At 64.5% G+C, this 24,889-nt stretch carries 21 protein-coding genes; 12 read left to right on the top strand and 9 right to left on the bottom strand.

Annotated elements, in window-relative coordinates; genetic code table 11:
- Nucleotides 1-8: 8 nt before the first annotated feature.
- Both HGB41_RS12730 and HGB41_RS12725 read left to right on the top strand, forming a co-directional pair.
- On the top strand, nt 9-716 hold the full coding sequence (locus tag HGB41_RS12730) for a sensor histidine kinase (RefSeq protein WP_171084940.1): 708 nt from the start codon (nt 9-11) through the stop codon (nt 714-716).
- Nucleotides 713-2,428 carry a response regulator gene (locus tag HGB41_RS12725; RefSeq protein ID WP_171084938.1) on the top strand — a complete coding sequence of 572 codons (1,716 nt, stop codon included), beginning with the start codon at nt 713-715 and terminating at the stop codon, nt 2,426-2,428. Before HGB41_RS12730 ends, HGB41_RS12725 begins: the two co-directional genes overlap by 4 nt.
- 175 nt (nt 2,429-2,603) lie before the next feature.
- Here the strand turns inward: HGB41_RS12725 and HGB41_RS12720 are convergent, their stop codons facing one another.
- Both HGB41_RS12720 and HGB41_RS12715 read right to left on the bottom strand, forming a co-directional pair.
- Nucleotides 2,604-5,831 (bottom strand): patatin-like phospholipase domain-containing protein, encoded by a 3,228-nt coding sequence (locus HGB41_RS12720; protein ID WP_171084935.1) that lies wholly within the window; start codon nt 5,829-5,831, stop codon nt 2,604-2,606.
- Between the two features lie 133 nt (nt 5,832-5,964).
- Entirely contained in the window at nt 5,965-6,660 is a 696-nt protein-coding gene (locus HGB41_RS12715; protein ID WP_212760931.1) for a PhaM family polyhydroxyalkanoate granule multifunctional regulatory protein, read from the bottom strand.
- Nucleotides 6,661-6,773: 113 nt separating this feature from the next.
- On the opposite strand from HGB41_RS12715, the gene HGB41_RS12710 reads away from it, so the two are divergent.
- Both HGB41_RS12710 and HGB41_RS12705 read left to right on the top strand, forming a co-directional pair.
- On the top strand, nt 6,774-7,877 hold the full coding sequence (locus HGB41_RS12710; protein WP_171084933.1) for a DUF3108 domain-containing protein: 1,104 nt from the start codon (nt 6,774-6,776) through the stop codon (nt 7,875-7,877).
- Between the two features lies 1 nt (nt 7,878).
- Nucleotides 7,879-8,631 carry a DUF3108 domain-containing protein gene (locus tag HGB41_RS12705; protein ID WP_171084931.1) on the top strand — a complete coding sequence of 251 codons (753 nt, stop codon included), beginning with the start codon at nt 7,879-7,881 and terminating at the stop codon, nt 8,629-8,631.
- Nucleotides 8,632-8,856: 225 nt separating this feature from the next.
- On the opposite strand, the gene katG is transcribed toward HGB41_RS12705, so the two are convergent.
- From katG to HGB41_RS12690, 3 genes are all read right to left on the bottom strand, one after another.
- Nucleotides 8,857-11,079, bottom strand: coding sequence for a catalase/peroxidase HPI (gene katG / locus HGB41_RS12700; protein WP_371868516.1), 2,223 nt, complete (start codon nt 11,077-11,079; stop codon nt 8,857-8,859).
- Nucleotides 11,080-11,294: 215 nt separating this feature from the next.
- Complete coding sequence (locus tag HGB41_RS12695; RefSeq protein ID WP_171084929.1) at nt 11,295-11,777, bottom strand: AtaL-like protein; 483 nt, start codon at nt 11,775-11,777, stop codon at nt 11,295-11,297.
- A 29-nt stretch (nt 11,778-11,806) separates the two neighbouring features.
- Nucleotides 11,807-12,673 (bottom strand): NmrA/HSCARG family protein, encoded by an 867-nt coding sequence (locus HGB41_RS12690; RefSeq protein WP_171084927.1) that lies wholly within the window; start codon nt 12,671-12,673, stop codon nt 11,807-11,809.
- 113 nt (nt 12,674-12,786) lie between these two features.
- On the opposite strand from HGB41_RS12690, the gene HGB41_RS12685 reads away from it, so the two are divergent.
- From HGB41_RS12685 to HGB41_RS12670, 4 genes are all read left to right on the top strand, one after another.
- A complete protein-coding gene (locus HGB41_RS12685; RefSeq protein ID WP_171084925.1) occupies nt 12,787-13,683 on the top strand; it encodes a LysR family transcriptional regulator in 897 nt (298 codons plus the stop codon).
- Between the two features lie 205 nt (nt 13,684-13,888).
- Entirely contained in the window at nt 13,889-15,265 is a 1,377-nt protein-coding gene (locus HGB41_RS12680) for a hypothetical protein (protein ID WP_171084923.1), read from the top strand.
- Nucleotides 15,258-16,028, top strand: a complete 771-nt coding sequence (locus HGB41_RS12675) for a hypothetical protein (protein WP_171084920.1) — start codon at nt 15,258-15,260, stop codon at nt 16,026-16,028. The genes HGB41_RS12680 and HGB41_RS12675 overlap by 8 nt, the downstream gene beginning before the upstream one ends.
- Before the next feature lie 9 nt (nt 16,029-16,037).
- Nucleotides 16,038-18,860, top strand: coding sequence for an ATP-binding protein (locus tag HGB41_RS12670; protein ID WP_171084918.1), 2,823 nt, complete (start codon nt 16,038-16,040; stop codon nt 18,858-18,860).
- 619 nt (nt 18,861-19,479) lie between these two features.
- Here the strand turns inward: HGB41_RS12670 and HGB41_RS23975 are convergent.
- The 4 genes from HGB41_RS23975 to HGB41_RS12655 all read right to left on the bottom strand — a co-directional run bounded on the left by HGB41_RS23975 (nt 19,480) and on the right by HGB41_RS12655 (nt 21,773).
- Entirely contained in the window at nt 19,480-19,767 is a 288-nt protein-coding gene (locus HGB41_RS23975) for a DUF6151 family protein (protein ID WP_371868515.1), read from the bottom strand.
- 71 nt (nt 19,768-19,838) lie between these two features.
- Nucleotides 19,839-20,240, bottom strand: coding sequence for a DUF4148 domain-containing protein (locus HGB41_RS12665; RefSeq protein WP_171084916.1), 402 nt, complete (start codon nt 20,238-20,240; stop codon nt 19,839-19,841).
- A gap of 91 nt (nt 20,241-20,331) precedes the next feature.
- Nucleotides 20,332-21,288, bottom strand: coding sequence for an alpha/beta fold hydrolase (locus HGB41_RS12660; RefSeq protein ID WP_171084914.1), 957 nt, complete (start codon nt 21,286-21,288; stop codon nt 20,332-20,334).
- Between the two features lie 56 nt (nt 21,289-21,344).
- A complete protein-coding gene (locus tag HGB41_RS12655; RefSeq protein WP_171084912.1) occupies nt 21,345-21,773 on the bottom strand; it encodes an organic hydroperoxide resistance protein in 429 nt (142 codons plus the stop codon).
- Nucleotides 21,774-21,890: 117 nt separating this feature from the next.
- On the opposite strand from HGB41_RS12655, the gene HGB41_RS12650 reads away from it, so the two are divergent.
- The 4 genes from HGB41_RS12650 to HGB41_RS12635 all read left to right on the top strand — a co-directional run bounded on the left by HGB41_RS12650 (nt 21,891) and on the right by HGB41_RS12635 (nt 24,646).
- Nucleotides 21,891-22,742, top strand: coding sequence for an AraC family transcriptional regulator (locus HGB41_RS12650; RefSeq protein ID WP_171084910.1), 852 nt, complete (start codon nt 21,891-21,893; stop codon nt 22,740-22,742).
- Between the two features lie 649 nt (nt 22,743-23,391).
- Nucleotides 23,392-23,694: a DUF4279 domain-containing protein gene (locus HGB41_RS23970; RefSeq protein ID WP_212760930.1), complete on the top strand. Its 303-nt coding sequence runs from the start codon at nt 23,392-23,394 to the stop codon at nt 23,692-23,694.
- 207 nt (nt 23,695-23,901) lie between these two features.
- Nucleotides 23,902-24,219 (top strand): H-NS histone family protein, encoded by a 318-nt coding sequence (locus tag HGB41_RS12640; protein ID WP_171084906.1) that lies wholly within the window; start codon nt 23,902-23,904, stop codon nt 24,217-24,219.
- Between the two features lie 91 nt (nt 24,220-24,310).
- Nucleotides 24,311-24,646 (top strand): hypothetical protein, encoded by a 336-nt coding sequence (locus HGB41_RS12635; RefSeq protein ID WP_171084904.1) that lies wholly within the window; start codon nt 24,311-24,313, stop codon nt 24,644-24,646.
- Nucleotides 24,647-24,889 lie beyond the last annotated feature (243 nt).

Below are 24,889 nucleotides of genomic sequence, written 5' to 3'. Positions count from 1 at the left end.
CCCCTGCGATGGAAGACTCACCACAATCGAACGAGCTGTTCCTGTTCCTGGCGTCCACCGCGCACGACATGAAGAACTCGATCAGCGTCCTGTCCGGCACGCTCGAGCGCCTGCTGGACGACGCCTCGCCCGAGACCGAAAAAGCCTATCCGCAGATGGCGCAGATGCTGTACCAGACGCGCCGCCTGAACGACAGCCTGATGCAGTTGCTGGCCTTGTACAAGCACGTCGGCACGCCGGAATACCCGTTCGACGTGCAGCCGATCGAGGCCGGCCAGCTGATCGAGCAGGTGGTGGCGCTCGAGCGTGTGCTGCTGGAATCGCGCGGCATCGCGCTCGAACTCGATGTCGAGCCCGAGCTGGTCTGGCATGTCGACGAAGACCTGATCGTCGGCGTGGTCTCGCATGCGATCAACAACGCCGTGCATTACACGCGCGACCGCATCCGCTTGTCGGCGCGCGAGCGCGATGGCTGGCTGGAGATCCGCGTCGAGGACAACGGCGCCGGCTACCCGGCTTCGCTGCTGGAGGCGGGCAGCGCGGCGCTGAGCGGCACCGCCAGCGGCGTGAACTTCCTGACCAATAGCGCGGGCCTGGGCCTGCACTTCTCGCGCGAGGTCGCGAAGATGCACCGCCACCGCGAGCGTGCCGGCACGGTGCGGCTCGAGAATGGCGGCGCGCTTGGCGGCGGCTGCTTCATCCTGGCGCTGCCATGAACGCCTCCATTAACGCTTTCAACCCGCCCGCCGTCGCCGACCAGGTCGACTGGGCCGGCAAGAACTACCTCGTCGTGGACGACTTCATCGGCGTGCGCCAGCTGCTGCGCGAAGCGCTGCGCAGCCTGGGGGCGCGCAACATCGACCAGGCTTCCAGCGGCGGCGAGGCCATGGGCTTGCTCAACAAGACCCGCTACGACGTGGTGCTGTGCGACTTCAACCTGGGCGAGGGCAAGAACGGCCAGCAGGTGCTGGAAGAAGCGCGCATGCGCAATTTGCTGCTGCCATCGAGCGTATTCCTGATGGTCTCGGCCGAGAAAAGCGTCGAGTCGGTGATGGGCGCGGCCGAGCACCAGCCGGACGCCTACCTGGTCAAGCCGATCACCGAGGGCGTGCTGCTGTCGCGCCTGAACCGCGTGTGGCGCAAGAAGCAGGTGTTCAACCTGATCGACCAGGCCTATCTCGAGAAGGATTACCTGCGCGCCGCGCGCCTGTGCGAGGAGCAGGTCGCCGGTAACAAGGTGCACGAGATCGACCTGCTGCGCATGAAGGCGCGGCTGATGGAACGCAGCGGCGAGCCGGGCAAGGCGCGCGAGACCTACGAGCGCGTGCTGGCCCAGCGCGAGTACCAGTGGGCGCGCTCGGGCCTGGCCAAGATCCGCCTCGCCGACGGCGACTACGAGCAGGCGCGCCAGATGTTCCAGACTGTGATTGCCGAGAACCGCTACTACATCGACGCCTACGACCAGCTGGCCCTCAGCTACCAGAACATGGGCCAGCACGAGGAAGCGCTCAGTATCCTGGAACGCGCGGCCAAGCTTTCGCCGAATTCCGTGCCGCGCCAGCGCAACCTGGGCCAGGCCTGCCTGAAGCTGGGCAACGTGGGCATGGCGGAGAAGGCCTTCCGCAAATGCATCGCGATCGGCGAATACTCGATTCGCAAGACGCCGGACGCCTACCTCGGCCTGGCGCGCGTGTGCGGCCTGAAGAACGACCCGAAGGAAGCGCTGCAGCTCTTGATCGCGGTGCAGCGCGATTTCGGCGCCGAGCATCCGGACATCGAGCTGCGCGCGAAGATCACCGAAGGCCTGGTCTACCACGAGAGCGGCGACTACCGCCGTGCGCGCAAGGCCGGCGACGAGCTGGAGGCGCTGCTGCAGGCCAAGCCTGAACGCCCGGACGTGCCGACCTGCCTGGAGATGGCAACGCTGCTGTTCGCGGTCGGCGTCAAGGAAGCGCCGGTGGAGCTGCTGTGCTACGTCATCCGCAACAACCACGACAACCAGCTGCTGCAGGACGAGGTGCAGAAGATTTTCGAGAAAGCGCGCATGGGCGAGGAGGGCGAAGCCCTGATCCGGGGTGCGCGCAAGGAAGCGATCGATTTGATGAACCAGGGCGTGCTGCTCTGGAAGACTAACAAGCTGGCCGAAGCCGTGGAATGGATGCGCAATGCCCGCGCCGCGCTGCCGCACAACGTGCGCATCCTGTTCAATTCTGCGCAGATCTTGGTATCGCACATGCAGCAGCGCGGCTACAGCGTGGAACTGTCGGAAGAGGCGCATGGCGTGCTGGCGCACGTCGACCGGCTGCAGCCGGGGCAGCAGCGGTTTGCGCAGTTGATGGAGCAGTTGATGCTGCTGGTGCCGAAGGTGGAGGAGCCGGTGGAGGAAGCGGTTGGGGATGCGGCGGGTGGGGAGGCTGTCGCTGCTTGAGTTGGTGGCTGTTCGACGAGCTTGGGTTCCGGCCTTCGCCGGAACGACGGTTTTAAGGTGGCGAACTACGGCGTCTCTTCCAACCATCAAATGATGAACCGTCATTCCCGCCACTGGCGGCAATGACTCCCGGCGAAGGCCGGGGATCCAAGGTTGTTCGTATCCCGCTAACGCATCAGCGGCACCGCTCCCGAACATCCGCACACGGAGCCCGCTCCGGCGCATCCCCATGCCGCCGCACCAGCTCCGCACACAGTACCCCCACATCGATCGTGCCATCTTCCTTGCGGGCCGCCTTGGCCGCACCGGCCAGCGCGCATTCGCCGATGTACTGTCCCAGCGCCCGGTAACTCTCGAACTGCGTCTCGTCGAACCACTGGTCCGCCGTGCTCTCGTGCGGGTAGGACGGGTGTACCTTCCGGTAGTTGAGCAAATCGGCGTTCTCGCGCCCGACGATGGCCGGTTTTAGATAGAGCAGGGTGCCGTCGACGCCGTTCTGGTCGACCTGGCTGTAGCGCACCGTGCCGACGGCGCAGCTGGCGCCGCACAGGCCTTCGCCGCCGCGCTGGGCGAGTTTGGAGACGTCGAGGTCGATGCGCACGTGCAGGTCGGTCGCGCATTTGCGGATGGCGTTGCCGAGGTCTTCGAAGGACAGGCCGCCGTCGCTGGCGACGTCCACTGCGATGATCAGGCGGCAGCGCCGCCGCACCAGTTCGTAGATCCCGAGGTTGTCGAAATGCCCGCCGTCGGACAGGTAGACATAGCTGGCGTCGGCATTGGTCAGGCCGAACAGCTCGGCCAGGAGGCTGAACAGGCCGACCGGCGGCGACGACTGCTGCCAGGCTGCCTTGCGCGGATTGGGGCACCAGCGGCCGAGGCGCACGTTAAACATCGTCATCAGGAAGTTCAGCGGCGGCGAGGAGTGCGCGCCCATGTTCGGGCTGGCCGCGGCGCCGGACACCGCCACCGCCATCCCGAGCCGCACGCCGGCGTCGTCGTCGGCGCCGGGCCCCGAGCGCGAGCCATACAGGTCGGTCGGGCGGTAGGAGCCGCGGGTTGCATCATTCCTTGCGTCGCCGCTCGCGGCCTGCTCCGGCAACTCGAAGCCGCAGTAGCGCGGCGTGAAGGTGAACGAGGCGGCCTTGCGGGTGCGCCATGCGAGTTCTTCGCCGCCGACCAGGTTGAGCGAGGTATTGATGATGTGGCAGGGCCGCTGGTGCTTCAGGTCTTGCAGCAGCGGGTCGTCGCCAGGGTCGAAGCCGGTGAACGGGTGGGGATTGCGTGCGCGGCTGCTGGCGCCGAAATAAGCGCGCACCAGCCGGTTCCGGTACAGCATGTAGAGCGAAAACTTGTTGATGTCGACGCGCCAGCCGAGCACCAGTGCAGCGCTGAGGAAGCCGCCGAAGGCCCATGCCAGTTGCGTGCCGCCCGTTGCCAGGGTGGCGCTGGCATGGGCGCCATATACGCAGACGAGGCTGATTGCACCCTTGCAGGCGATGGTCGGGGGCGCGACCACCAGCTGCACCAGGGTGCCGAGCAGGGCGAACACGCCGGCCGTGAACACATAGGGCGCCAGGCGCGCGGCCAGGTCGAGCCGCCAGTCGGCCGTGCGCATGCCGGTCGCGCTGCCGCTGCCGGCCTTCAGGCCGAACCAGGTCACGATCAGCCAGCCGAACAGGGTGGTGATGTGGCCCCACGGGTTGTAGGTCAGCCACGCCCAGTGCAGCAGCGGCGCCATGAAGAAGGCGATGCCGAACATCGTGACCCAGGCCAGCGCGAAGATCCAGGCCCAGGCGCCCTGGCGGCTCCACCATTCGCGGCTGGCGTCGCTGTACATGCGGCCGACCAGGCCGATCATCAGGGTCATGGTGCTGGCGAACAGCGCCATCATCAGCGGCATGCCGAAGGTAGTGAGGGCGATGGCATTGTTCAGCACCGGGTGCGTGGCCGGCTGCGGCAGCACTGCCAGTCCGAGCAGCAGCAGCACGGTGCCGATGGTGAGTGCACCGATGGCGCAGGCCAGGTGCGCCCCGCCTTCGATCAGCTCGTTGCGCGTCACGTCGGCCGATGGGCGGTTGGGCTGGAACCAGGCAGCGATGCCGAGGGCGACGGCCAGCAGGAAGAGCACTGCGGCGAGCACCAGCAATCCGTTCACCAGGTAGCCGCTGGTGGCGGGGCTCATGAAGTGCAGCAGGAATTTCGGGGCGAAGGTCTGTGCCGCCGCGGCCAGGATCGCCATCACGGTGACCGCACTGGCGGCGCAGGCCGTGTAGCCGGCGCGCCGGTAGGCGCTGGTGCGGTCGTGCGCGAGATACCAGCCGCAGGCCCATACGAAGAAGTACACGACGCCAGGCGCCAGCAGCCAGTAAGGCCGGCCCTCGAACTGGGCCGGCAGCACGCCCATTTCCCAGACCGGCGCGCCGCCATACCGCCACAATCCGACGCTCCCGAGGAAGCCTGCCAGCAGCAGCGGCAGGTTGATCCACCAGAGCACCGCGCCCTGCGACAGCGGGAAGCGGCGCAGGCCGCGCGAGCCCGATGGCTTGCTGGAGATGCTCAGCGCGATGCCGAAGACGGCGCCAAGGAAGAGCAGCGCGCCCAGGATCCAGGCCACGTCGGCATAGGCGGCCCACGGACCGCCGGGGCTGACGATGCGGTGCACCGCCCAGACGGCAGCGCGCGGCAGCAGCAGCAGGGCGCACAGCCAGGCCACCAACATGGTCAGGTTCAGGCCCGTATTGCGCACATAGGTGCCGATCAGGGTCCAGGTGTCGGCGCTGAACATGCCGCCGCGCGGCGACAGGTAATTGCTGTACTGGCGCAGGAAGCGCAGCGCCGGCGCCTCGGGCGTGCCGGCGGAGGGCGCCAGCATGGCTTCGACCGCGCCCACGTTGCCGGCCTGTTCGTGAATGCACTTGGACAGCCAGCCGCCGATGAAACCGCCGCCGGACACGGTCGACAGGTAGTCGAGCTGGCGCAGCAGGCCCTGGGCCGCCAGCGCCTGGAGTATGCCGAGGCCGAAGGTGGCGCTGCGCACGCCGCCGCCGGACAGCGCCAGCCCGGTCAGGCCGGCCGCGTGGGCGCGCACCGGCAATTCGCCATCGGGGACGACCTTGGCGCCCATATCGGCGCCCGGGCCGACCTGCGGGCGCAGCAGGTCGAGTTCATCCTGGAACACGTCGTTGAAGGTGGCGCCGCTGACGGCGTTCAGTCGCTGCAGGGTGGCATCGTCGAGCAGGCCGAGGCCGGCGATGCCCTGGCGCCGGCGGAATTCGACGATGGTCGCGGCGAGGTCGGCGAGCGTCCAGGCGTGCGCCGGCGGCTCGCAGCCGGCAGCTACCAGCTTGCGGCGCAGGTCGGCAAGCTGGGACGGCGACAGACTGGCAGGATCGATGGCAAGCACACGCACTCCGACAGCTACTGGACGGCAACCTGGAAGGCAAGACCGTGAAAACGTGGTCCCGTTTGGTCCAGTTCAGCACGCCGGCACGGCGTGCGCTACCGTTTGCGTCAAGTGTGCGTGGGTTTGCTGCTGATCAAGCTTTATCGGCTTTGCCGCGCGGATTGCGTCCGGCCCGGCCACCGGCCGGATTGCTGGTAGCCGGGTCGGGTGCGCCACCGGAGACATCCAGCGGCGAGCCGCCTTTGCCGCTTGGCCCTGAAGGCGACCTGGCTGCCTCGCCATCGTGCGTGGTGGAAGTCTCGTCGGCTGCCGCGCCCGGCGTAGGGATGGCACTCGATACCGCCTGGCGGAACTGGTCTTGCAACAAGTTCCACCAAGCGACCGCTGCCGGCATCGGATTGTCGGCAGCGGCTCCGTCGGCGGCGGCCTCAGGCGGGGCGCTGGGCGCCGCGGCAGGCGCGGCAGGTGCTGCCGCCGGGGCAGGGGCCGACTGTGCGAAGAACTGGGCGAAAGGCGCCGCCATAGCGGACTTGTCGCCGGCGCCGCCCATGGCCTGGGCCATGCTGTCGCTCATTGCCTTGAGCGTGGCGAGCGTGCCACGCTGGACTTCGAGGGCCTGGATCGTCCCGCGCAACATGCCGATGTTCAGGTTCAGCCAGGATTCGACTGCTTTCAGGTCGGTGATTTTCTTGTCCAGGTCTTCGGTGGACAGGCTGGACGTCGCGCCCGGCATCGTGACGCCGGGGATATTCATGCTGCCCCAGAGATTCTTGACGAATTCGAGCGTATCGGTCATTCCGGCAGCGTTCGGCATGGGGGGCTTGAGCATCGGTGTTCTCCGTTGGGGGTGACACCCTAGCGTAGCAGATAACTAACATTGTCACAAAGTCGAACTGCAAGCCCGCGCCCGCACCGGCGCCGCCGTCAGGCTACACTAGCGGCATGAGTCTTGCATTCCTCCGACAGCGGCGCCGTCCACTGGTGCTGGGCACGCTGGTAGTGCTGCTGCACTGGCTGGTGCTGGGCTGGATTACCGCCGGCACCCAGGGCCTGTCGCTGCCCGGGCGCGACGGCGGCGATGTGCTCAGCGTGACCCGTCTCCTGCCGCCGCGCGCCGCGCCGCCACCCGAACCGGTGCCGCCGCCCGCGCCCAAGATGGCCCAGCCGGCCCTGCCCGACTTCGATCCGCTGCCATCGAACATGGTGGTCGAAGATGCGGTCGGCGAGCGCCTGCCGCCAGGCCCTCCGGTGGAAGCGCCATCGGAGCAGGTTGCCGATACGGTCGCCGTAGCAGCGCCGGCGGCAGCGCCGGCTCCCGGGCCCGCATCCGAGCCTGAAGCGCCGCCAGCCCAGGACCTGGTGCGCCGCTACAAGGTCGACGTGCCGCCGCCGGCCGACCTCACGCTCGACGTGGCGCGCCAGGACGCCGACGGCACCCGGTGGAGCGGCCAGGCTGTCCTGTCGTGGAAGCGCGACCAGCAAGGCGCCTACCAGGTGCGCATCGAGGCCGGCATCCGCGTCGTGTTCGCGCGCGTGAACCTGGTGGTGCTGACCAGTGAAGGGCAGGTCGGCAGCACCGGCCTGGCGCCTTTGAGAATGACCGAGAAGCGGCGCGGCCGCGCGCTGACGGCCACCCATTTCGACTGGCCGGCCAGTAAAGTAACGTTCTCGGGCTCGCAGGCCAGCTATGCGCTGCCGCCGGGAGCGCAGGATAAGGCCACGGTGCCGCTGCAGCTGGCGGCGATCGCGCGCGGCGACCCGGCCCAGCTCAGCGGCGATATCGACATGTTTGTCGGCGAAGACCGCGACGGCAGCGTTTATACCTTCAAGGTGGCCGGCCAGGAAGACATCGACACCCCGATCGGGCGCCTGCACACGGTGCGCCTGACCCGCCCACCGAAACCGGGCTCGTACAAATCGCGGCTGGATATCTGGCTGGCGCCGGCCCATGGCTGGATGCCGGTGCAGATCCGCAGCAGCGAAGCCAATGGCGCAGTGACCACGCAAACGGTGAACAAGATCGCCATGACCCGACCAGGATTTTGATATGCAAAGTGTGAATCTTCGACCCACCTGCTGCGGCCTGCTGCTGGCCCTGACCCTGGGCAGTGCTGCCGCGCAGGAGGCGCCGGCCGCCATCAAGCGTCCGTTCGCGCTGCCGCCGTCGGCCGACCTGAATTACGAGCTGCAGGCGCGCCACCGCGGTTTCAGCCTGAAGGGCGATGCCGTGGTCACCTGGCGCGCTGGCGACGGCAAATACGCCGTCAGCGCCGAATCGCGCGTGCCGGTGCTGGGCACCATCACCGAAGACCGCAGTAGCGGATCGGTAGACGCCTTCGGCCTGGCTCCGGCCGAGTTCCATGAAAAGCGCTTGCGCAAGGACCCGACCACCACCACCTTCGACCGCGATGCCAGTCAGCTTCGCTTCAGCGCGAGCAAGCAGGTCTACGAGCTCAAGGGCGGGGAGCAGGACCGCGTCTCGATTACCTGGCAGCTGGCCGCCGTGGCGCGCGCTGCCGGCGAGCGCTTCAAGCCGGGCTCCGAATGGCCCTTTTTTGTCGCCGGCCGGCGCGATGCCGAGACCTGGGTATTCAAGGTGATGCGCCGCGCAAAGGTCCGCACCGGCCTGGGTGAGGTCGAGGCGGTGCTGGTGGCGCGCCAGCCGCTGGCCGACAAGAAGGAGCAGGTGCTGGAAGTGTGGCTGGCGCCGAAGCACGAGTGGTATCCGGTCAAGCTGCGCTACCAGGATGGGGAGAAGGAGCAGATCGAGCAGACGCTGGCGACGTTGACGAAGCGTTGAGTTGCGCCAAAGGCGGGAACGGCTGCTAGTACCGATCACATAAGAGCCGCCAGTGACTCGTAGGGTGGGCAAGTTCCTTGCCCACGCGTTCAAATTACGGTGCTGCAGCCCGTGCGGCTGTTTACATCGTAACTATCACCGCGTGGGCGTTCGTAATTCCGGGCATTGCCCGAAATTACCCCGCCCACCCTACGCAACCGGAACAATTGCGGCGCTATTAAAGCATCAAGCCGCCGCCGCATACCTCAGGTCAAACCGGTCCAGCTCCATCACCTTCGTCCACGCCTTCACGAAATCCTGCACGAAGTGCGCCTCGCCGTCCTGGGCGGCATACACCTCGGTCAATGCCCGCAGCTGCGCATTGCTGCCGAAGATCAGGTCGGCCAGCGTGGCGGTCCAGCGGCGTTCGCCGGTATTGCGGTCGAGCCCTTCGAACAGGTGCTGGCTGCCGTCCACGCGCTTCCAGGAAGTGCGCATGTCGAGCAGGTTGATGAAGAAATCGGGCGTGAGCGTCCCGGCGCGGGTGGTGAACACGCCGTGCTGTGCGTTGCCGCTGGTGGCGCCGAGCGCGCGCATGCCGCCGACCAGAGCCGTCATCTGGGGCGCTGTCAGCATCAGCAGGTTGGCCTTGTCGAGCATGGCGTTGGCCACGTTACCCACGGATCCGGCGTGGATGTAGTTGCGGAAGCCATCGACCGCCGGCTCCAGCACCTCGAAGGCATTGACGTCGGTCTGCTCGAGCGATGCATCCGTGCGGCCCGGGTGGAACGGTACCTTGACGTCATGCCCGGCCTTCTTCGCGGCCGCTTCCACCGCGGCGCTGCCGCCCAGCACGATCAGGTCGGCCAGCGAGACGCGCTTGCCGCCAGGCGCCGCAGCGTTGAATTCCTGCTGGACCGCTTCCAGCCGGTTTAATACCTCTGCCAGCTCGGCCGGGTCGTTCGCTTCCCAGTCTTTCTGGGGCGCCAGGCGGATGCGGGCGCCGTTGGCGCCGCCGCGCATATCGCTGCCGCGGAAAGTCGATGCCGAGGCCCATGCCGCCTTCACCAGCTGCGGGATGGACAGGCCGGAATCCAGCACCTTGGCTTTCAGCGCCGCGATGTCGGCGTCGTCTACCAGCGGGTGGTTCGCTGCCGGAATCGGATCCTGCCAGAGCAGGTCTTCCTGCGGCACCAGCGGGCCGAGGTAGCGCAGCTTCGGTCCCATGTCGCGGTGGGTCAGCTTGAACCAGGCGCGGGCGAAGGCGTCCGCGAATTCCGCAGGGTTGGCCAGGAAGTGACGCGCGATCTTTTCGTAGGCAGGGTCGAAGCGCAGGGCCAGGTCGGCCGTGGTCATCATTGGCTGGTGCAGCTTGCCGGGGATATGGGCGTCCTGCACATTGCGGCCCGCATCCCCTACCGGCTTCCACTGGTGCGCGCCGGCCGGGCTCTTGGTGAGTTCCCACTCGAAGCCGAACAGCGTTTCCAGGTAGCTCATGTCCCATGTCGTAGGCGTCGCGGTCCAGGCGCCTTCCAGGCCGCTGGTGATGGCGTGCGCGCCGATGCCGCTCTCGTAGGCACTCTTCCAGCCCAGGCCCAGTTCTTCGATATTCGCGCCCTCGGGATCGGAACTGAGGTGGTGCGCGGGGCCGGCCCCGTGGCATTTGCCGAAGGTGTGGCCACCGGCCACCAGCGCCACGGTCTCGACGTCGTCCATGGCCATGCGCCCAAAAGTGTCGCGAATGTCGCGCGCCGAACCCACGGGGTCGGGCGTGCCGTTGGGTCCTTCGGGGTTCACGTAGATCAGGCCCATCTGCACCGCGGCGAGCGGCTTGGCCAGCTCGCGCTCACCGCTGTAGCGTTCGTCGCCCAGCCAGGTGGATTCCGGGCCCCAGTCGATCGGCAGTGGTTCCCAGATATCTTCGCGTCCGCCGCCGAAGCCAAAGGTCTTGAAGCCCATGGATTCGAGCGACACGTTACCGGCCAAAATCATCAGGTCGGCCCAGGACAGCTGCTTGCCATACTTCTGCTTGATGGGCCAGAGCAGCCTGCGCGCCTTGTCGAGGTTCCCGTTGTCGGGCCAGCTGTTGAGCGGCGCGAAGCGTTGCTCGCCCGAGCGGGCGCCGCCGCGGCCGTCGAAGATGCGGTAGGTGCCGGCCGAGTGCCAGGCCATGCGGATGAAGAAGGGGCCGTAGTGGCCGTAGTCGGCCGGCCACCAGTCTTGCGAATCCGTCATCAAGCTATGCAGGTCGGCGATGACGGCGTTCAGGTCGAGCTTCTGGAATTCTTTCCGGTAGTCGAAGTCCTCGAGCATCGGGTCGCCCAGCCTGGCGTGCTGGTGCAGCACGCCCAGGTTGAGCTGGTCGGGCCACCAGTGCGCGTTGGTGCGTGTCTGCTTCGACTTCTTGCCCTGCCCCATTGGGCATTTCATTTCCTGTTCGGCGGTCTCCAAATTCATTTCCGTGCTCATGTTGTGGTCTCCTCGTCTGCTTGTTTGTGGGTGGTGTGGTCAGGCTGCCGGGGCCGTCAGGGCGCCGGGCCTGTCCTGCAAACGAAAGCATAAGGGGTGCGCGCCGCCGCGGCTAATTGGGGTTCTTGATGAGTGTCATAGCCAGAATAGCAAGCCGTCCCGCCCAGGCCCCGCGGCAGTGGGCATATTCATTGCCCAGGCCGGTTGCGGCAGCCTCAAGGAATGCCGGGCTTGCCCTGCGCGAGCAGCTCGCGGGTGCGTTCCAGCGTCGACAGCAAGGCGGCCCGGTAACCGCGTTCGCTGTCTATCAAGGCCTGTTCCGCCTGTTCCTCGGGGCCGCCGGGCCGCGTCCCACGCAGCCCCAGGTAGCAGTAGAAGCGCAGTTGCAAGGCGCCGCTGGCGTCCTCGAACAGCTCGTTGACGATCACGCCTTCGCGTGGTCCGCCGGCCTGGAAGAACGAGACTTTTTCTTCCGGCTCGAAACTGACAATCTCGCGCAGATCCTGGCCGCCGATGGTGGCTTCGCGCACCAGGTGGGTGGCGCTGTCGTGCACGATGTCGCAGCGGGTACACAGGCCGGGCGGTAGGAACAGGCGGGCGTCGCGGGCCTTGAGCACCAGGCCCGCCCATGCCTGCGCGCGGGTGAGGGCGGTCTTGCCTTCCGGGTTGACCGGGACGGTGGCAGTCGAATAGATCATGATGGATTCCTTGTGCCTGGGTGGATAGGTCAGCCGGCGGCGGTCTCGGCGGCGAAGTCGCGGTAGGAGCGCAAGGGCCGGCCCAGCAGGCGGACCAGGCGGGCGGCGTCACCCGTGTCGGGCACCATGCCGTCGCTGAGGAAGCGCTCGGCCATCAGGCGCATGTCGTAGGCCATCCAGCCCGGCATGAACTGGCGCAGGTTCTGCTCGAACGCGGCCGTGTCGTCGCCGCCGTAGACAATTGGGCGGTCCAATACCTCGGTCCAGATGGCGGCCAGCTGTGCACCGGTGAGCGTGTCCGGCCCGACCAGGTTGATCCGTTCGAGCGGCAGCGCTTCGCTGGCCTGGTCGCGGCGGATCAGCTCGAGCGCGGCGATCTCGCCGATATCGCGGGAATCGATCATGGCCAGGCCCCTGGCGCCGACCGGCATCGGGTAGACGCCGTAGCCGGTGACGACGTCCTTGATCGTCAGGTCGTTGTCCATGAAATAGGCAGGGCGCAGGATGGTGGCCGAAAAATCCAACTGCTCGAGCATGCGCTCGACCCCGAACTTGCCGGCGAAGTGGGGCACGTCGACGTAGACGTCGCTGTGGATGACGGACAGGTAAACAACCCGTTCGACACCGGCCTGGCGGGCGACGTTTAAGGTCACCAGGGCCTGGGTGAATTCGTCGGCGGCGACGGCATTGAGCAGGAACAGCGTCGAGACGCCGGACATCGCGGCGCGGAGGGCGTCGACGTCGAGCAGGTCGCCCTGGACGACGTCGACCCCTGGTAGCAGGCCGGCATCGGCCGGTTTGCGCGCAAGGGCGCGCACCGCAGCGCCGCGCTGGACGAGTTGGTCGACGACCTGGCGGCCGACTTTGCCGGTTGCACCGGTAACGAGGATGGTCATGATGGTCACTCCTGTGTGATTGAAAAGTGTCGGTTGACGCATTGCATGGTAGGCGTCCCACAGGAGGACCGATAGACGGTATATTTAGACATGCTGTCTCACTGGTGAAACACATGGACTTGCTTGCCCTGACCGATTTCAACCTGGTCGCCCGCCATGGCGGCTTCGGACGCGCCGCGCGCGCCACCGGGCGTCCCAAGGCCACGCTCTCACGCCGCGTCGCCGAGCTCGAGGCCAGCCTGGGACTGCGCCTGCTCGAGCGCGGTGCGCGCCTGCTCAAGCTCACCCAGGAAGGACAAGCCTTGTACGAGCGCACCGGCGCGCTGCTGGCCGAGATCGACGAGGTGGCCGATGCGCTGTCGTCGAGCGGAGCCAGTGCGCGAGGCCGCCTGCGCATCAGTGCGCCGCTGCTGTTCTCGCAAGGCGCGATGGGGCCGCTCGCGGCCGGCTTCGCGCTGGCCTATCCGGAGGTGCGGCTGGAAGTGTCGACAGAGGACCGGCCGGTGGACATGGTGGAGGAGGGAATCGACCTGGTGATCCGGGTCAACCCGGCCCCGGATGCGAGCCTAGTGGGCCGCATCTTCCTGCGCGACCGGCTGGTGGTCGTGGCCCCTCCGGGCATTGCGCGGCCACAGGACGGCAGCACGGTTCCGGCGGTGGTGCGCGGCGCCGGCGGCCAGGATGCGTCCTGGACCGTGCGCACACCTGGCGGTGTAGAGGCTATTCTGGCCGAGCCGGTACTGCACCTGTCCTCGTTGATGATGGTGCGCGACGCCGTACGGGCAGGCGTGGGCGCGGCGCGGCTGCCGATTTCGCTGGTCAGCCACGATATCGCCGCCGGCCGGCTGCTGCACTGGGGCGAGCTGGATGCACCCGAGATTGCCATCTGGGCGCTGTACCCGTCACGGCGGCTGCTCAGCACGCGCGTCTCCGCCTTCCTCGACTACCTCCGGATAGCCTTCCCCACGGGCACGCCGGACGAGCTGGCGGCGTATATCGACCGGCTCTAGCTTACTGTCCTGGTCCAAGGTTTCCACCCTGCCCGTGTTGCATGAATGACCATGCCGAAGTGTGTCTTTCCTGCATTGGATCGCCCGGGGCCTGGCCGCCGGACTGCTAATTGCCCACCCTAAACTGTTATACTGGCGCCCCCGCGGACCGGCAGCGCCTGCCAAGACAGGCGCTGCTGCCCCGCATGAAGAACGGTATTTCACGATGATCGACACACTGGCCGCAGCAGCACTCGCCGCAGATTCCCTCACGCCGCAAGAAGACGACCCGCTGCAGGCGCACTTCCAGCAAGGCGTGGCGCCCGACGAGATCGAGCAGGTCTACCACCTGAAACGCGCCCAGCCCATGCTGTCTGCGTTTACGGCGCTGTTCCACGGCACCCAGGACGGGGTTCTGGTGCGCCTGCTGGTGCTGCGCGAGCTGGCCAGCGACACGGCCAGCTCGGCGTTTTCGCGCGGCGACATCAACAACAAGCTGGCCTACCTGACGGCGGAAAGCCTGGAAACAGTGCTGAACCGCCTGCGCGGCCATGGCCTGCTGGCCTGGGACGCCCCGGCCGCGGTCTACCGCATCACGCCGCTGGCGCGCAACGTGCTGTCCGCGCTGGACACCCTGATCGCCCTGGCCAAGCCGGAAGAAGACGATGCCGAGATGGGCTTCCTGCTGTCGCAGGTGGCGGGCGCCCAGGCGGTGGGCGGCATCACGGTGGAACAGTTGCGGCACCTGCTGGGCCGCCTGGTCGAGCTGACCGAGGAGTTCCGCGATGCGATCGCCTCCGGCTCCGAATTCAAGCTGCGCACCTCGCAGGCGAAATGGCACATGGCCTGCGACTGGGTCGAGAAGGGCTCGGTCATCCTGCGCGCCATCACGATGGACCCGAATGCCGATTCGGCGACCCACAAGGCGGCGCAGGCGATCGGCAGGGCACAAAGCGCACTCTTGAACATGCAGGGCATGTTTTCGCGTGCTTTAAACCAGATCGAGCGCCAGCGCGTGCACCTGGGCCAGTCCGGCCTGTCGACCACTGACGTGAAACGCTGGCTGCTGGCCCACGACGACCTGGCCAGCCTGGCCGCGGGCGCGATCGACCGCCCGGTGGTGCCGCTGTTCGGCACCCCGGCCGAGATGATCGACGTGGCCGAGACCGAGCTGCTGCTCGAGCGCGTGACCTCGACCGGCCCGAAGGGCCTGCCGGCCGGCACCGATGCGCCATTGACGGTCAACGACAACCCTGCGATGCAGGGAGAACTGAATGACTGGATCAACAAGCTGGCCGACTTCGCCAACCTCGGTAACTTCCCCGAATTCTCGGAGAGCGGCCCGAAGAAGGTGGCGCTGCACGAGTCGCTGCTGCCGGCGAGTTTTGCGGTTGCGTCCTACCGCGCCTCGCTGCTGCCGTTGCTGGGCGATGCGGCCGAGGCCAGCCTGCAGGGCGCGACCGCCGAACTGGCGCGCCTGCCGGTGCGCTTCGAGACGCTGGACGACATGATCCAGCTCGACGACCCGGAAGTGGCGGCCATGTCGATCGCTTCCCTCGCATTACATACTGATAGTCCTGAAAGCGGTACGAGCAATGAATGACGATGCACAAATCCTGATCGCGCGCCTGTTGACGCACCAGACCCTGCGCCGCGACGACAAGATGGTCAAGCGCGCGCTGTCGGACGAGCAGTTCCGCATCGAAGTCGACAAGCGCCTGCTCGAGAGCGGCCTCAAATTGCTCGACAACGTGTATGCCGACCACGTGACGATCGCGCTGCACCGTAACGTGGAGCCGAAGATTTTTGGGGCCAAGGACATTTGGCAGAACAATAATTTCGGCCTGACCCGCGACGGCGTGGCCCTCTTGGTCGTGCTGTGGGCGCAGATCATCCTGCCCAAGCGCGAGCGCCAGGAGACCCACGTCACGGTGGCCGACGACCAGACCGACATGTTCGAGAAGGACGCCCCGATCCCGCGCGCGGAAGACACCTCCATCGGCATCTCGTACACGGCGCTGCTGTCGGACTTCGGCGACAAACTTGGAAAGAAGACCCGTATGGACATGAACCTGGGCGTGCTCTCGAAGCTCGGCTTCATCGAACGCCGCGGCGATGTGATCCTGGAAGGCCCGCTGCTCGACCTGATGATGGACACCGACGTACTCAAGGAACGCATCATCAACGGCGCGCTGGCCGACGTGTTCCAGCGCGCCCCGCTGGCTGCCGCCCCGCGCCGCGCGCCGCTTGACAGCGAAGCCGCCAACGATGCCGTGGTTGAAGTCGCACCTGAGGCCGCACCTGAAGCCGCACCTGATGCCGTCGTCACCGACGCCGCCGATGCACCAATGAATCCTGCGAACTGAGACTAGCCCATGTTCCACATCAAATCACTCGAACTGGTCCACTGGGATTACTGGCAGCGGATCAAGAACATCCCGCTCGACGCCAAGATCATCACGATCGCCGGCCAGAACGGCTCCGGCAAGACCACGCTGCTCGACGCACTGCGCACCCTGTTCGGCCTCGATTGCTCGATGGGCCGCACCTATAAACACTATGCGCGCCACTCGGGCCAGCAGAGCGCCTGGATCCGCGCGGTGGTCGACAACAAGGCGGTCGGCAAGCAGTTGTCGAACCGCCCGTTTCGCCATTCCGGCTTCTTTGCCGACGACGAAGTGACGCTGTTCTGCCAGATCCAGAAGAACGGCGGCGACTGGAAGCGCCAGTACCTGATGCGCCCGGGGAATGTCGACATCGAAGAAGTCACCGAAGCATCCGACTGGCTCGGCGTCGAGAATTATCGCAAGCGCCTCGCGTCGGCCGGCCTGTCGCCTGCGATGTCGAAAGTGCTGGCCTTGGAGCAAGGCGAGACCGACAAGCTGTGCGAATACGCGCCGCGCCAGTTGCTCGACCTGGTGTTCCAGGTCTTCGGCGACAAGGAAGTGCTGGACGCCTACGACGAAGCCAAGCGCCACCAGCGCGACACCGAGACGGAACTGAAGCGCTTCGAGTCCGAACTCGAGACCTCGCGCATCAACCTGGAAGGCCTGCGCCTGCGCGTGGCGAACTACCACCAGTGGTCCGACCTGCACAAGGAAAAGCGCGACCTGCAGGAAGAAGTGCTGCCGGCGCTGGAATACCACGAAGCGCGCGAAAAGGCCGGGACCATTACCCGCAACCTGCGCGAGGCGCGCAAGCCGCTGCTGCAGGCCGATTCGATCCTGGCCGAGAAGCGCCAGCAGCTCGCGGCGCAGCAGCGCGCCCTGACCGAGGCGCAGAAGCTGGAGACCCAGCTCGAGCAGGAAGGCAATGAGCTGGCGGTGCGCCTGACGGAAGTGAACCGCCGCCTGAAGCCACTGGAAAGCCTGGTCGAGCAGAAGGAGCGCCTGCACAAGCTGTCCGCGGACGCCGGCGCCGACATCGCCGAAGTGGCCAAGCAGCTGGACGAAAAAGAAGCCGAGCTGGCCAAGCAGAAGGGCAAGCGCGAGGCCATCGGGGCAAAAATCGCCGCCGAGATGGCAACCGTCTCCGCCCTGCAGGGCAAGAGCGCGATGCCGGAGCCGGAAGCCCAGCGCCTGATGCGCCGCGCGCTGCGCGACGAGGGCATCGCCCACGTGATGCTATCGGATATCGTCGAAGTGCTTGAGCCGAAATGGCAGGGCGCCGTCGAAGGTGTGCTGGGCGGTTACGCCTCGGTCGTACTGCTGGAAAAAGCCAAGGATGCCCCGGCGGCCTACCGCCTGGCCGAGAAGGAGCGCTATCGCCACTTCATCGTGCCCGATTGCGTCGAAGCGCCGGTGGTCAAGGATGACAGCCTGCTGTCGGTGGTGCGCTTCTCCGGCAAGGCGCCGGGCTGGCTGATCGACCAGCTGGAACGCATCGAGCGCGTGGACTCGGTCGACGAGGGCTTCAAGACCCGCGCCGACGAATGGATCACGCCGGACGCCTACCACCGCGAACGCCGGGGCGGGCGCTCGCTGTTCGTGGAACCGTCGCGCTACCGCTTCGGCTCCGCCGGCAAGACCCAGCGCCTGGAAGCGATCCAGAAGCTGCTGCCTAACCTGGAAGCCCAGGAAGACGCGCTCACGCTCACCATCAGCAAGCTGGCCGCGGAAATCGGCGCCCTCAAGGGCCGCATCGCCGGCGTCGACGCCGCCAAGGAACTGGCCGCGCGCCAAGCCGAGTTCGAGGAAGCGCTGCGCGCGATTGCCCCGCTCAAGGCCGAGCGCCTGGAAGTGGGCGCGCGCCTGGGCGAGCTGCAGATGCTGACCAAGAACGCGACGGTGGGACGCACTCGCGCCGACACCGTATGGCAGAACGCCCGCATGGCGCTGTCCGAAGCCGAAGCCGGCACCCGCCTGAACAACCGCCGGACGATCGAGCAGCGCAGCGAACACGCCAAGGCGCTGATGGCGCTGCGCCGCAGCTGGCGCCACGTACCAGCTACCTGGAAGAACGGCGCCTGGCGCGGTGCCCTGGTCACCAAGCACCAGAACGCGCACCAGGTCAACCTGCGCCTGTCCTCGCTCGAACACGCCCTTGCGCGTGAAGACTGGGAACAGGACGGCACCGTGATCGACCAGTACGGCCGCCTGAACGACCAGCTCAGTGGCCGCCAGTCCGAGACCGAAGAGCGCCGCTACCAGAACAACCGCGCGATCGAAGCCACCGCCAACGCGCGCGGCGCCTATATCGAGCGCCTGCGCTACACGATCAAGACCTATTCCAAGAACATCAAGGACCTGGGCGAACTGGCGGGCATCGACGTCCAGGCCGACCCGGTGCGCCTCGAAAACGACGACGTGCAACTGGCGCAGGCCGGCCTGCATGTGCGCTTCAAGTTCGACGGCAAGGACCAGATCGGCATGAACGACGGCGAAGCTTCGGGCGGACAGCAGGTGATGAAGTCGCTGGTGCTCTTGATTGGTTTGCTGAAGTCGGAAGAAGGCTCGGGCGGCTTCGTGTTCATCGACGAACCGTTTGCGCACCTGGATATCCGTAACATCCAGCTGGTGGGCGAGTTCCTGAAGAACACCGACGCGCAGTACCTGATGACGACGCCGCTGACGCACAATACGGACGTGTACGATCCGTCGGAGCTGACGCTGATCACCAGCAAGAAGAAGAAGGACGTGCAGTGGGCGCAGCCGATTTTCGTGCTGCAAAGAAGGAAGGAAGGGGCGAAAGCCGCTTGAAGCAGGGGAGCCGGGTGGCTCCCTCTTTTATATGGCTGACCTCTAACAGAACCTGCAGCGGGTGATGGGACCATCGACTCGTACACCGGGCGTTACCGTGCGTCCGCAATCGGCTGCGCATTCGATTGATCGATGCGACACAGTCTTTGAGTCTTTCCGCTTCATGTGAACACTCCTCCATACGTCTTAGAGTGTTGCGTTCACCAGTTGAATCCAAGGCCAAAAGCAGACATTCAATCAAGTAGGAAACCACCGATGCGTTAAGCTTAGTTGCTTAGTCGAGCGCACGAACGGAACCCTTCGTTATTCTTTTGAATAGCGGTATCGTCAACGAACTCTGTTAACCGACGGTGGAGTCGCCACCGGTTTCACGCTGCCCGGCTGGAAGAACGGGCTGTGCTTCCACGTTCCATTGGCGCGCGCGTGGAGCACCGAGGCGATGATGCGCGTTGTGGAAAACAACGTGCTTATTGCGCTGGATCCGACCTTACCTTTGGCATGCTTCATGTTCATAGGCACGTGCGTTGTGCCGAATTCCGTGTTCAGTTTGTCGACAGACTCGCCAAGGCAGGTGTGCACAAGCGCGACGTAGGACAAATGGGGTCGCTCGCGGTGTTGCCTATAGGTGTGTTGCAGCAGCTTGCGTACCAGCGCAGGGGGCCTTGTTCAGACAAGGAAATGCATGCCAGAGCAGCTTACCCTTTGTGAAGCTCAGGTGCTGCTGCAATGTGGTCACGACGTCCGTGCCGCCCAGCTCGTGGAGAACGCGCTCGGGATGGCCCAGGGCATGCGCATAGGCTTGGCAGTCCCGGCAGTGGCAGCTGAGAGGAGTCACTCCCGCTGCGCCGGATAGGCTGCCTTGAAGGTAGCCGCATCTGCATTGAATCTTGCGGATGGTTTGTTGCATGTTTATCCCTAATGGAAAAGAATCGCCATTGAAGTCTGGGCCGCCGGGCTTGCTGCCTTGTGAGCGGTACCTCAGTGGCCGCCGCTGTAGTCGTGGTCGAGATCGCCGTACGGACGCTGCGCGCGATACTGGACAAGTTCGGGGTGCACTTCCTCACGCGTCTTCGAGCTGTTTTCGGCCTTCAGCACGGGATAGTTGTGGTCGGAGTCGTTTAGCGAACCGTCGGCACGCGCCTGGTGCAGCTGGGCAAGGACTTCTGCACGACTCCTGGTCGGCGTGAACTTGACCACAGGGTAGCTGTAGTCCGAATAGTTCATTGAACCATCGGTGCGTGCCTGGTGCAGTTCGGCGATAACTTCAGCGCGGGTTTTGGTCGAGGCGAAACCGGCGTCCGGGGTGACGTATTCCTGAGCCAGGACCGAACCGGCTGAGGCAAGCACGGCGACAGCCGCGATCAGGTGTGTGGCATTCATTTGCATTCTTCAGAAAGTAAAAATAATTTGTCGGTACGAGTGTTAGGCAAACTGCCCCGAGTCCTTACAGGGCAGCAGTGCAAGAGGATGCTCAGTCGCGCAGGAAGTCCAGCAGGTCCTGGTTGAGGCGATCCTTGTGGGTATCGGTCACGCCGTGCGGGGCTCCGGGGTAGACGATCAGCTTCGCATTCTTGACCAGTTTGGCGGTGACGCGGCCGCTGACATCAATCGGCACGATCTGGTCGTCGTCACCATGGATCACCAGCGTGGGCACATCGAACTTCTTCAGATCCTCGCGCAAATCCGTTGCCGAGAAGGCCGCAATGGAGTCATAGGTGTTCTTGTGCCCGGCTTGCATGCCCTGTACCCAGAAGGACTGAATGAGCCCCTGCGAGGGCTTGGCGCCCGGACGGTTGAAGCCAAAGAACGGCCCTGAGGCGATGTCCAGGTAAAGCTGCGAACGGTTATCCAGCGAGCCCTTGCGCAGGCCGTCAAATACCTCGATGGGCAGGCCGCCGGGGTTCGTCGGGGTCTTGAGCATGAACGGCGTCACCGCGCTCACCAGCGCCGCCTTCTTGACCCGCGCGGTACCGTGGCGACCGATATAACGCGCCACCTCGCCACCACCGGTCGAGAATCCCACCAGTGTCACCTTCCTGAGGTTGAGTGCCTCGATCACCGCGGCCAGATCATCGGCGTAATGGTCCATATCGTTGCCATTCCACGGTTGGCTGGATCGTCCGTGGCCACGGCGGTCGTGTGCCACCACGCGATATCCTTCGGAAGCCAGAAAAATCATCTGCGACTCCCAACTGTCCGAATTCAACGGCCAGCCATGACTGAAGACGACCACCGGGCCGTCCTTGGGACCCCAGTCCTTGTAGTAAATCTGCACGCCGTCGCGTGTCGTGATGGTGCTTGCCGTCTTCTGCGCGGCCGCGACCGGTTTGGTGGCGGAGTGGGTCGAAGCCGCCATTGAGGGGGCGGCCCCGGCAGCGACGAAGAGTGCGGCGGCAAGAATGCTCAGATTGCGTTGCATGGATTTCATGTTGCTTTCCTTAATAGAGTCGGGAATCGGGGAATGTGTAGACTGACGTGCGGCGCTCAATCGACGATGACCAAGGCGACATCAATGTTGCCGCGCGTGGCGTTCGAGTACGGGCAAACGATGTGCGCCTTGTCGACCAGCGCGCGCGCCTGGTCCGCCGGCACCCCGGGCAGACTGATCTTCAGCTCCACCTGAATGCCGAAACCGGTCGGGATCGGGCCGATGCCCACCTTGCCGTTGATCTGAGTGGCAGCGGGCAAGCTCACCTTGCTTTGTGCCGCTACGAATTTCAGCGCACCCAGGAAGCAGGCCGAGTAACCCGCCGCGAACAACTGCTCCGGATTGGTGCCGGGGCCGCCCGCGCCACCCAGTTCGCGCGGCGTCGACAGCTGCACATCGAGCGCCTTGTCGGACGATACGGCACGGCCTTCACGGCCGCCGGTGGCAACTGCTTCGGCGGTGTAGAGGATCTTCTCGAGGGACATGTTGAACTCCATTAAGTAAAGCGTTGAAGGGATAGCCGGTTGGCAGGAAGAACTTTACGCCTTCAGTCAAGACTATTGGATATAATTAGTCTCAATAATTTGATTTGGAGTATCAAGATGGCCGATCGCCTGGCAGCCCTGCTAGATCACTTCTCGCTCACTGCGCGCGTTTTCAACACCGGCGCACTCTGTGGAATCAATGACTTGCCCGGCGATGGCGATGTTGGCCAGCTGCATCTGATTCGCCAAGGCGTGGTCGAGGTCATTCACAGCGACGCTCCGGCCGTGCGGATCACCGAGCCCAGCCTGCTGCTCTACCCGCTGCCGATGGCGCATCGTTTTCTTACCGATCCCGTGCGCGGTGCCGATTTCATCTGCGCCAATCTCAGCTTCGACGGTGGCGCGGCCAACCCCATTGCCACAGCACTACCTGCCTTCATTTGCCTGCCGCTGGCTGCGCTGCGGGGGGCCGAGCCTGTGCTGGATCTGCTTTTTGCCGAGGCTTTCGCGCAGAACTGTGGGCGCGGGGCCATGCTGGACCGTTTGCTCGAAGTGGTGTTGATCCAAGTGCTGAGGCACCTGATGGAAGAAGGCAGCATCCAGGTCGGCATGCTGGCCGGCATGGCTCACCCGCGCTTGCGTCTGGTGCTGGTCGCCATGCACGAGAAGCCGGCGCATGAATGGTCCCTGGAGGACTTGGCCGAGCAAACCGGGATGTCGCGCAGTGTGTTCGCCAACACCTTCCGCGAACGGGTTGGCTGCACGCCAGGCGTCTACCTGCAACGCTGGCGCGTTTCTCTCGCCCAGCGCGCGCTATTGCAGGGGCGTCCCCTGAAGTGGATCGCCACCGCGGTCGGCTATGGCAGCGAAGCTGCCTTCTCGCGCGCGTTCAAGGCATGTTGTGGGATATCCCCGCGCCAGTGGTGCTCGGTACGCCAAGGAAAAATACTTTCGCCCACCGCAACGTGAGTGGCACCGCAGTGGGGCAGCGCTTCAAGAACAGTCTGAGCCGCCGGATGTCCTGAGTGCAACCAGACTTGTGGGCGACATCACGTTGGAGATTGCCAAGCGGAAGGCGGATGGCAAGCCACAGCTTGTGCGAAAGATTCTCGCCACGGGTACCGTCGGGGCCTCGCGACGAACTTGAAGTCCAAGGCGGCTGCGGTGAGCTATCGGGCGGAGAAGTACAAACGCACCTGGCACAGTCTAATCCCGTGGCAGGACTTCGAGCACACCACAGCAGAGGATGAGGCCGAATCCATAATCCAGAGGGTCGAGGACAACGGGCACATGACAGAAACTGATTCGTGGCCTCCGCTCCCGTCGGATCGCAACAAACTTCGGGCACGCAAATGACCAGCACGGCGCTGCCTAAGGTTAATTCTCCGCGAATGTCCGCTCTTCGGTTTTTCGACTGTCTCTTGTGGGTCGAAAGCAGCACAGTCGAACACCTGCAACCAGCTAAAAGCAGACTAGTTGGCGCCCATATGGAAACCAGTGACCATGACGACATTGAGCAGATGCCAAGCAGCGCTTCGTATCGTTGGTGATGATCTCGCTCCCGAAGAACTGAGCCGCTTGTTCAACTATCCCTACACCAAAGGGTGGGTCAAGGGCTATGAATTCGACCTCGTCCGGCGCAGTCGTCGTGAAGAACATCAGAGCGTGGATACTCGAGGCGGAAGCGAGCGAAAGCGCGGATTTCGACGGGCAAGTTTCGCGGCTGCTAGGCTGCATCGATCTAAGCCTGGATACCTGGGCTTCGCTTGCAGCACGATTCCAAATAGACTTATTTTGCGGCTGGTTCATGCACGAATCAAATGAAGGCGTCACAATTTCGCCGAATACGACGCGAATGCTTGGAGAGCGACACATAGCGCTTTCCGTTGACATCTATGCGCCGCTAAAGGACGAGCATTAGTGTGATCGATGTCCGCTTCGGGTCGGTTGCAGCTGCTGGAACCCTACTTTTTCAGACGGTTGCGTCCTTGGCCATGAGGGCATAGCACGCTGATGTTCTGCCGCCTATAGCTACAGAATACCGGCGGTCGCACGTCCTTGGTGGGCTGCCATTGGTCCTTCGTTCATGGTAGGGTGCGACTTCACCCATAGGAGACACCACGCAAAAATGCATGACCTATCCAAATATTCCCTAGCTCAGCTTCGCGCTCTTGAAGTACAAGTGATCGATGAGTTGAAAACTCAACATTTCCTAAGTATCAGCAAGGCGCGTGAGCAAATTCTTCATATCGCTCGGAACGCTGGACTGTCTGAAATGCAGCTCCGCGCCATCAAAGTTCCTAAAATGCCGAAACAAGGCACCGCGCAGGTCAAGTACCGTAATCCAGAAGATCCAAACCAGCAATGGAGTGGTCGAGGACGCCAGCCGGCATGGGTCAAGGCGTGGGTCGCTTCCGGAAAGCCGCTTGAGGACGCGAAGACGTGATTAGAAGTTGTTTGCGAGCGATTCAGATAGTTGAGTTGTCTGTAACCGGCCAGAAGCAGGCGCTATTGTAAGTCTCGGCCAAGGAACGCATTTGTCGACACACACGAAGCTGGTAATCGCCAACGTGCTGATGACCATCGGGGCAATTCCCTTGGTGTTCTTTGTTGTATGGCTCATCGGCATCCTGACCTGGACACCCAAGCACGGAGCAATCATCCCGATAATGGATCCGATTGGCATGATTGGCCCGTTCATTATGGGCTTCATCATTACGGCCGCGGTGGCAGGCACAAGTGCAGCTTGGTCATGGGATTTGGTACGGGCAAACCCTCAAAACCGGTCGCGAGTAGCTCTCGTACTGCGGCTGACGACAGTAGCAACATTGATCAGCCCATTCGCAGTGTTATTCCTATCGAGGTTTTTCTAATCGCATCAACGTCTGCTCTGGGCAGGCTCCTGCCTTTCGTGACATTCAGCGATTTTTCCGCCCTGACGGGCTGCTATGCTGAGTTTGATGGCCGGGTTCGCTGTATTCGAACGGCTGCTCTGGGTCTATTGTGTTGAAAAACTCCCTTGATCATAACGTTTTCACCGCCTACCGTGATGTGAGTACTTGCGGATACGGAGGTTGCGATGATGGGGCGCCAAGCAACGAAGCGGGAGCTGTTTG

It is taken from the genome of Telluria aromaticivorans (assembly GCF_013003915.1).
GTDB classification, from domain to species: Bacteria; Pseudomonadota; Gammaproteobacteria; order Burkholderiales; family Burkholderiaceae_D; genus Telluria; species Telluria aromaticivorans.
The sequence above is the reverse complement of the archived record's forward strand: the minus strand, read 5'-3'. Positions and strand labels throughout refer to the sequence as shown.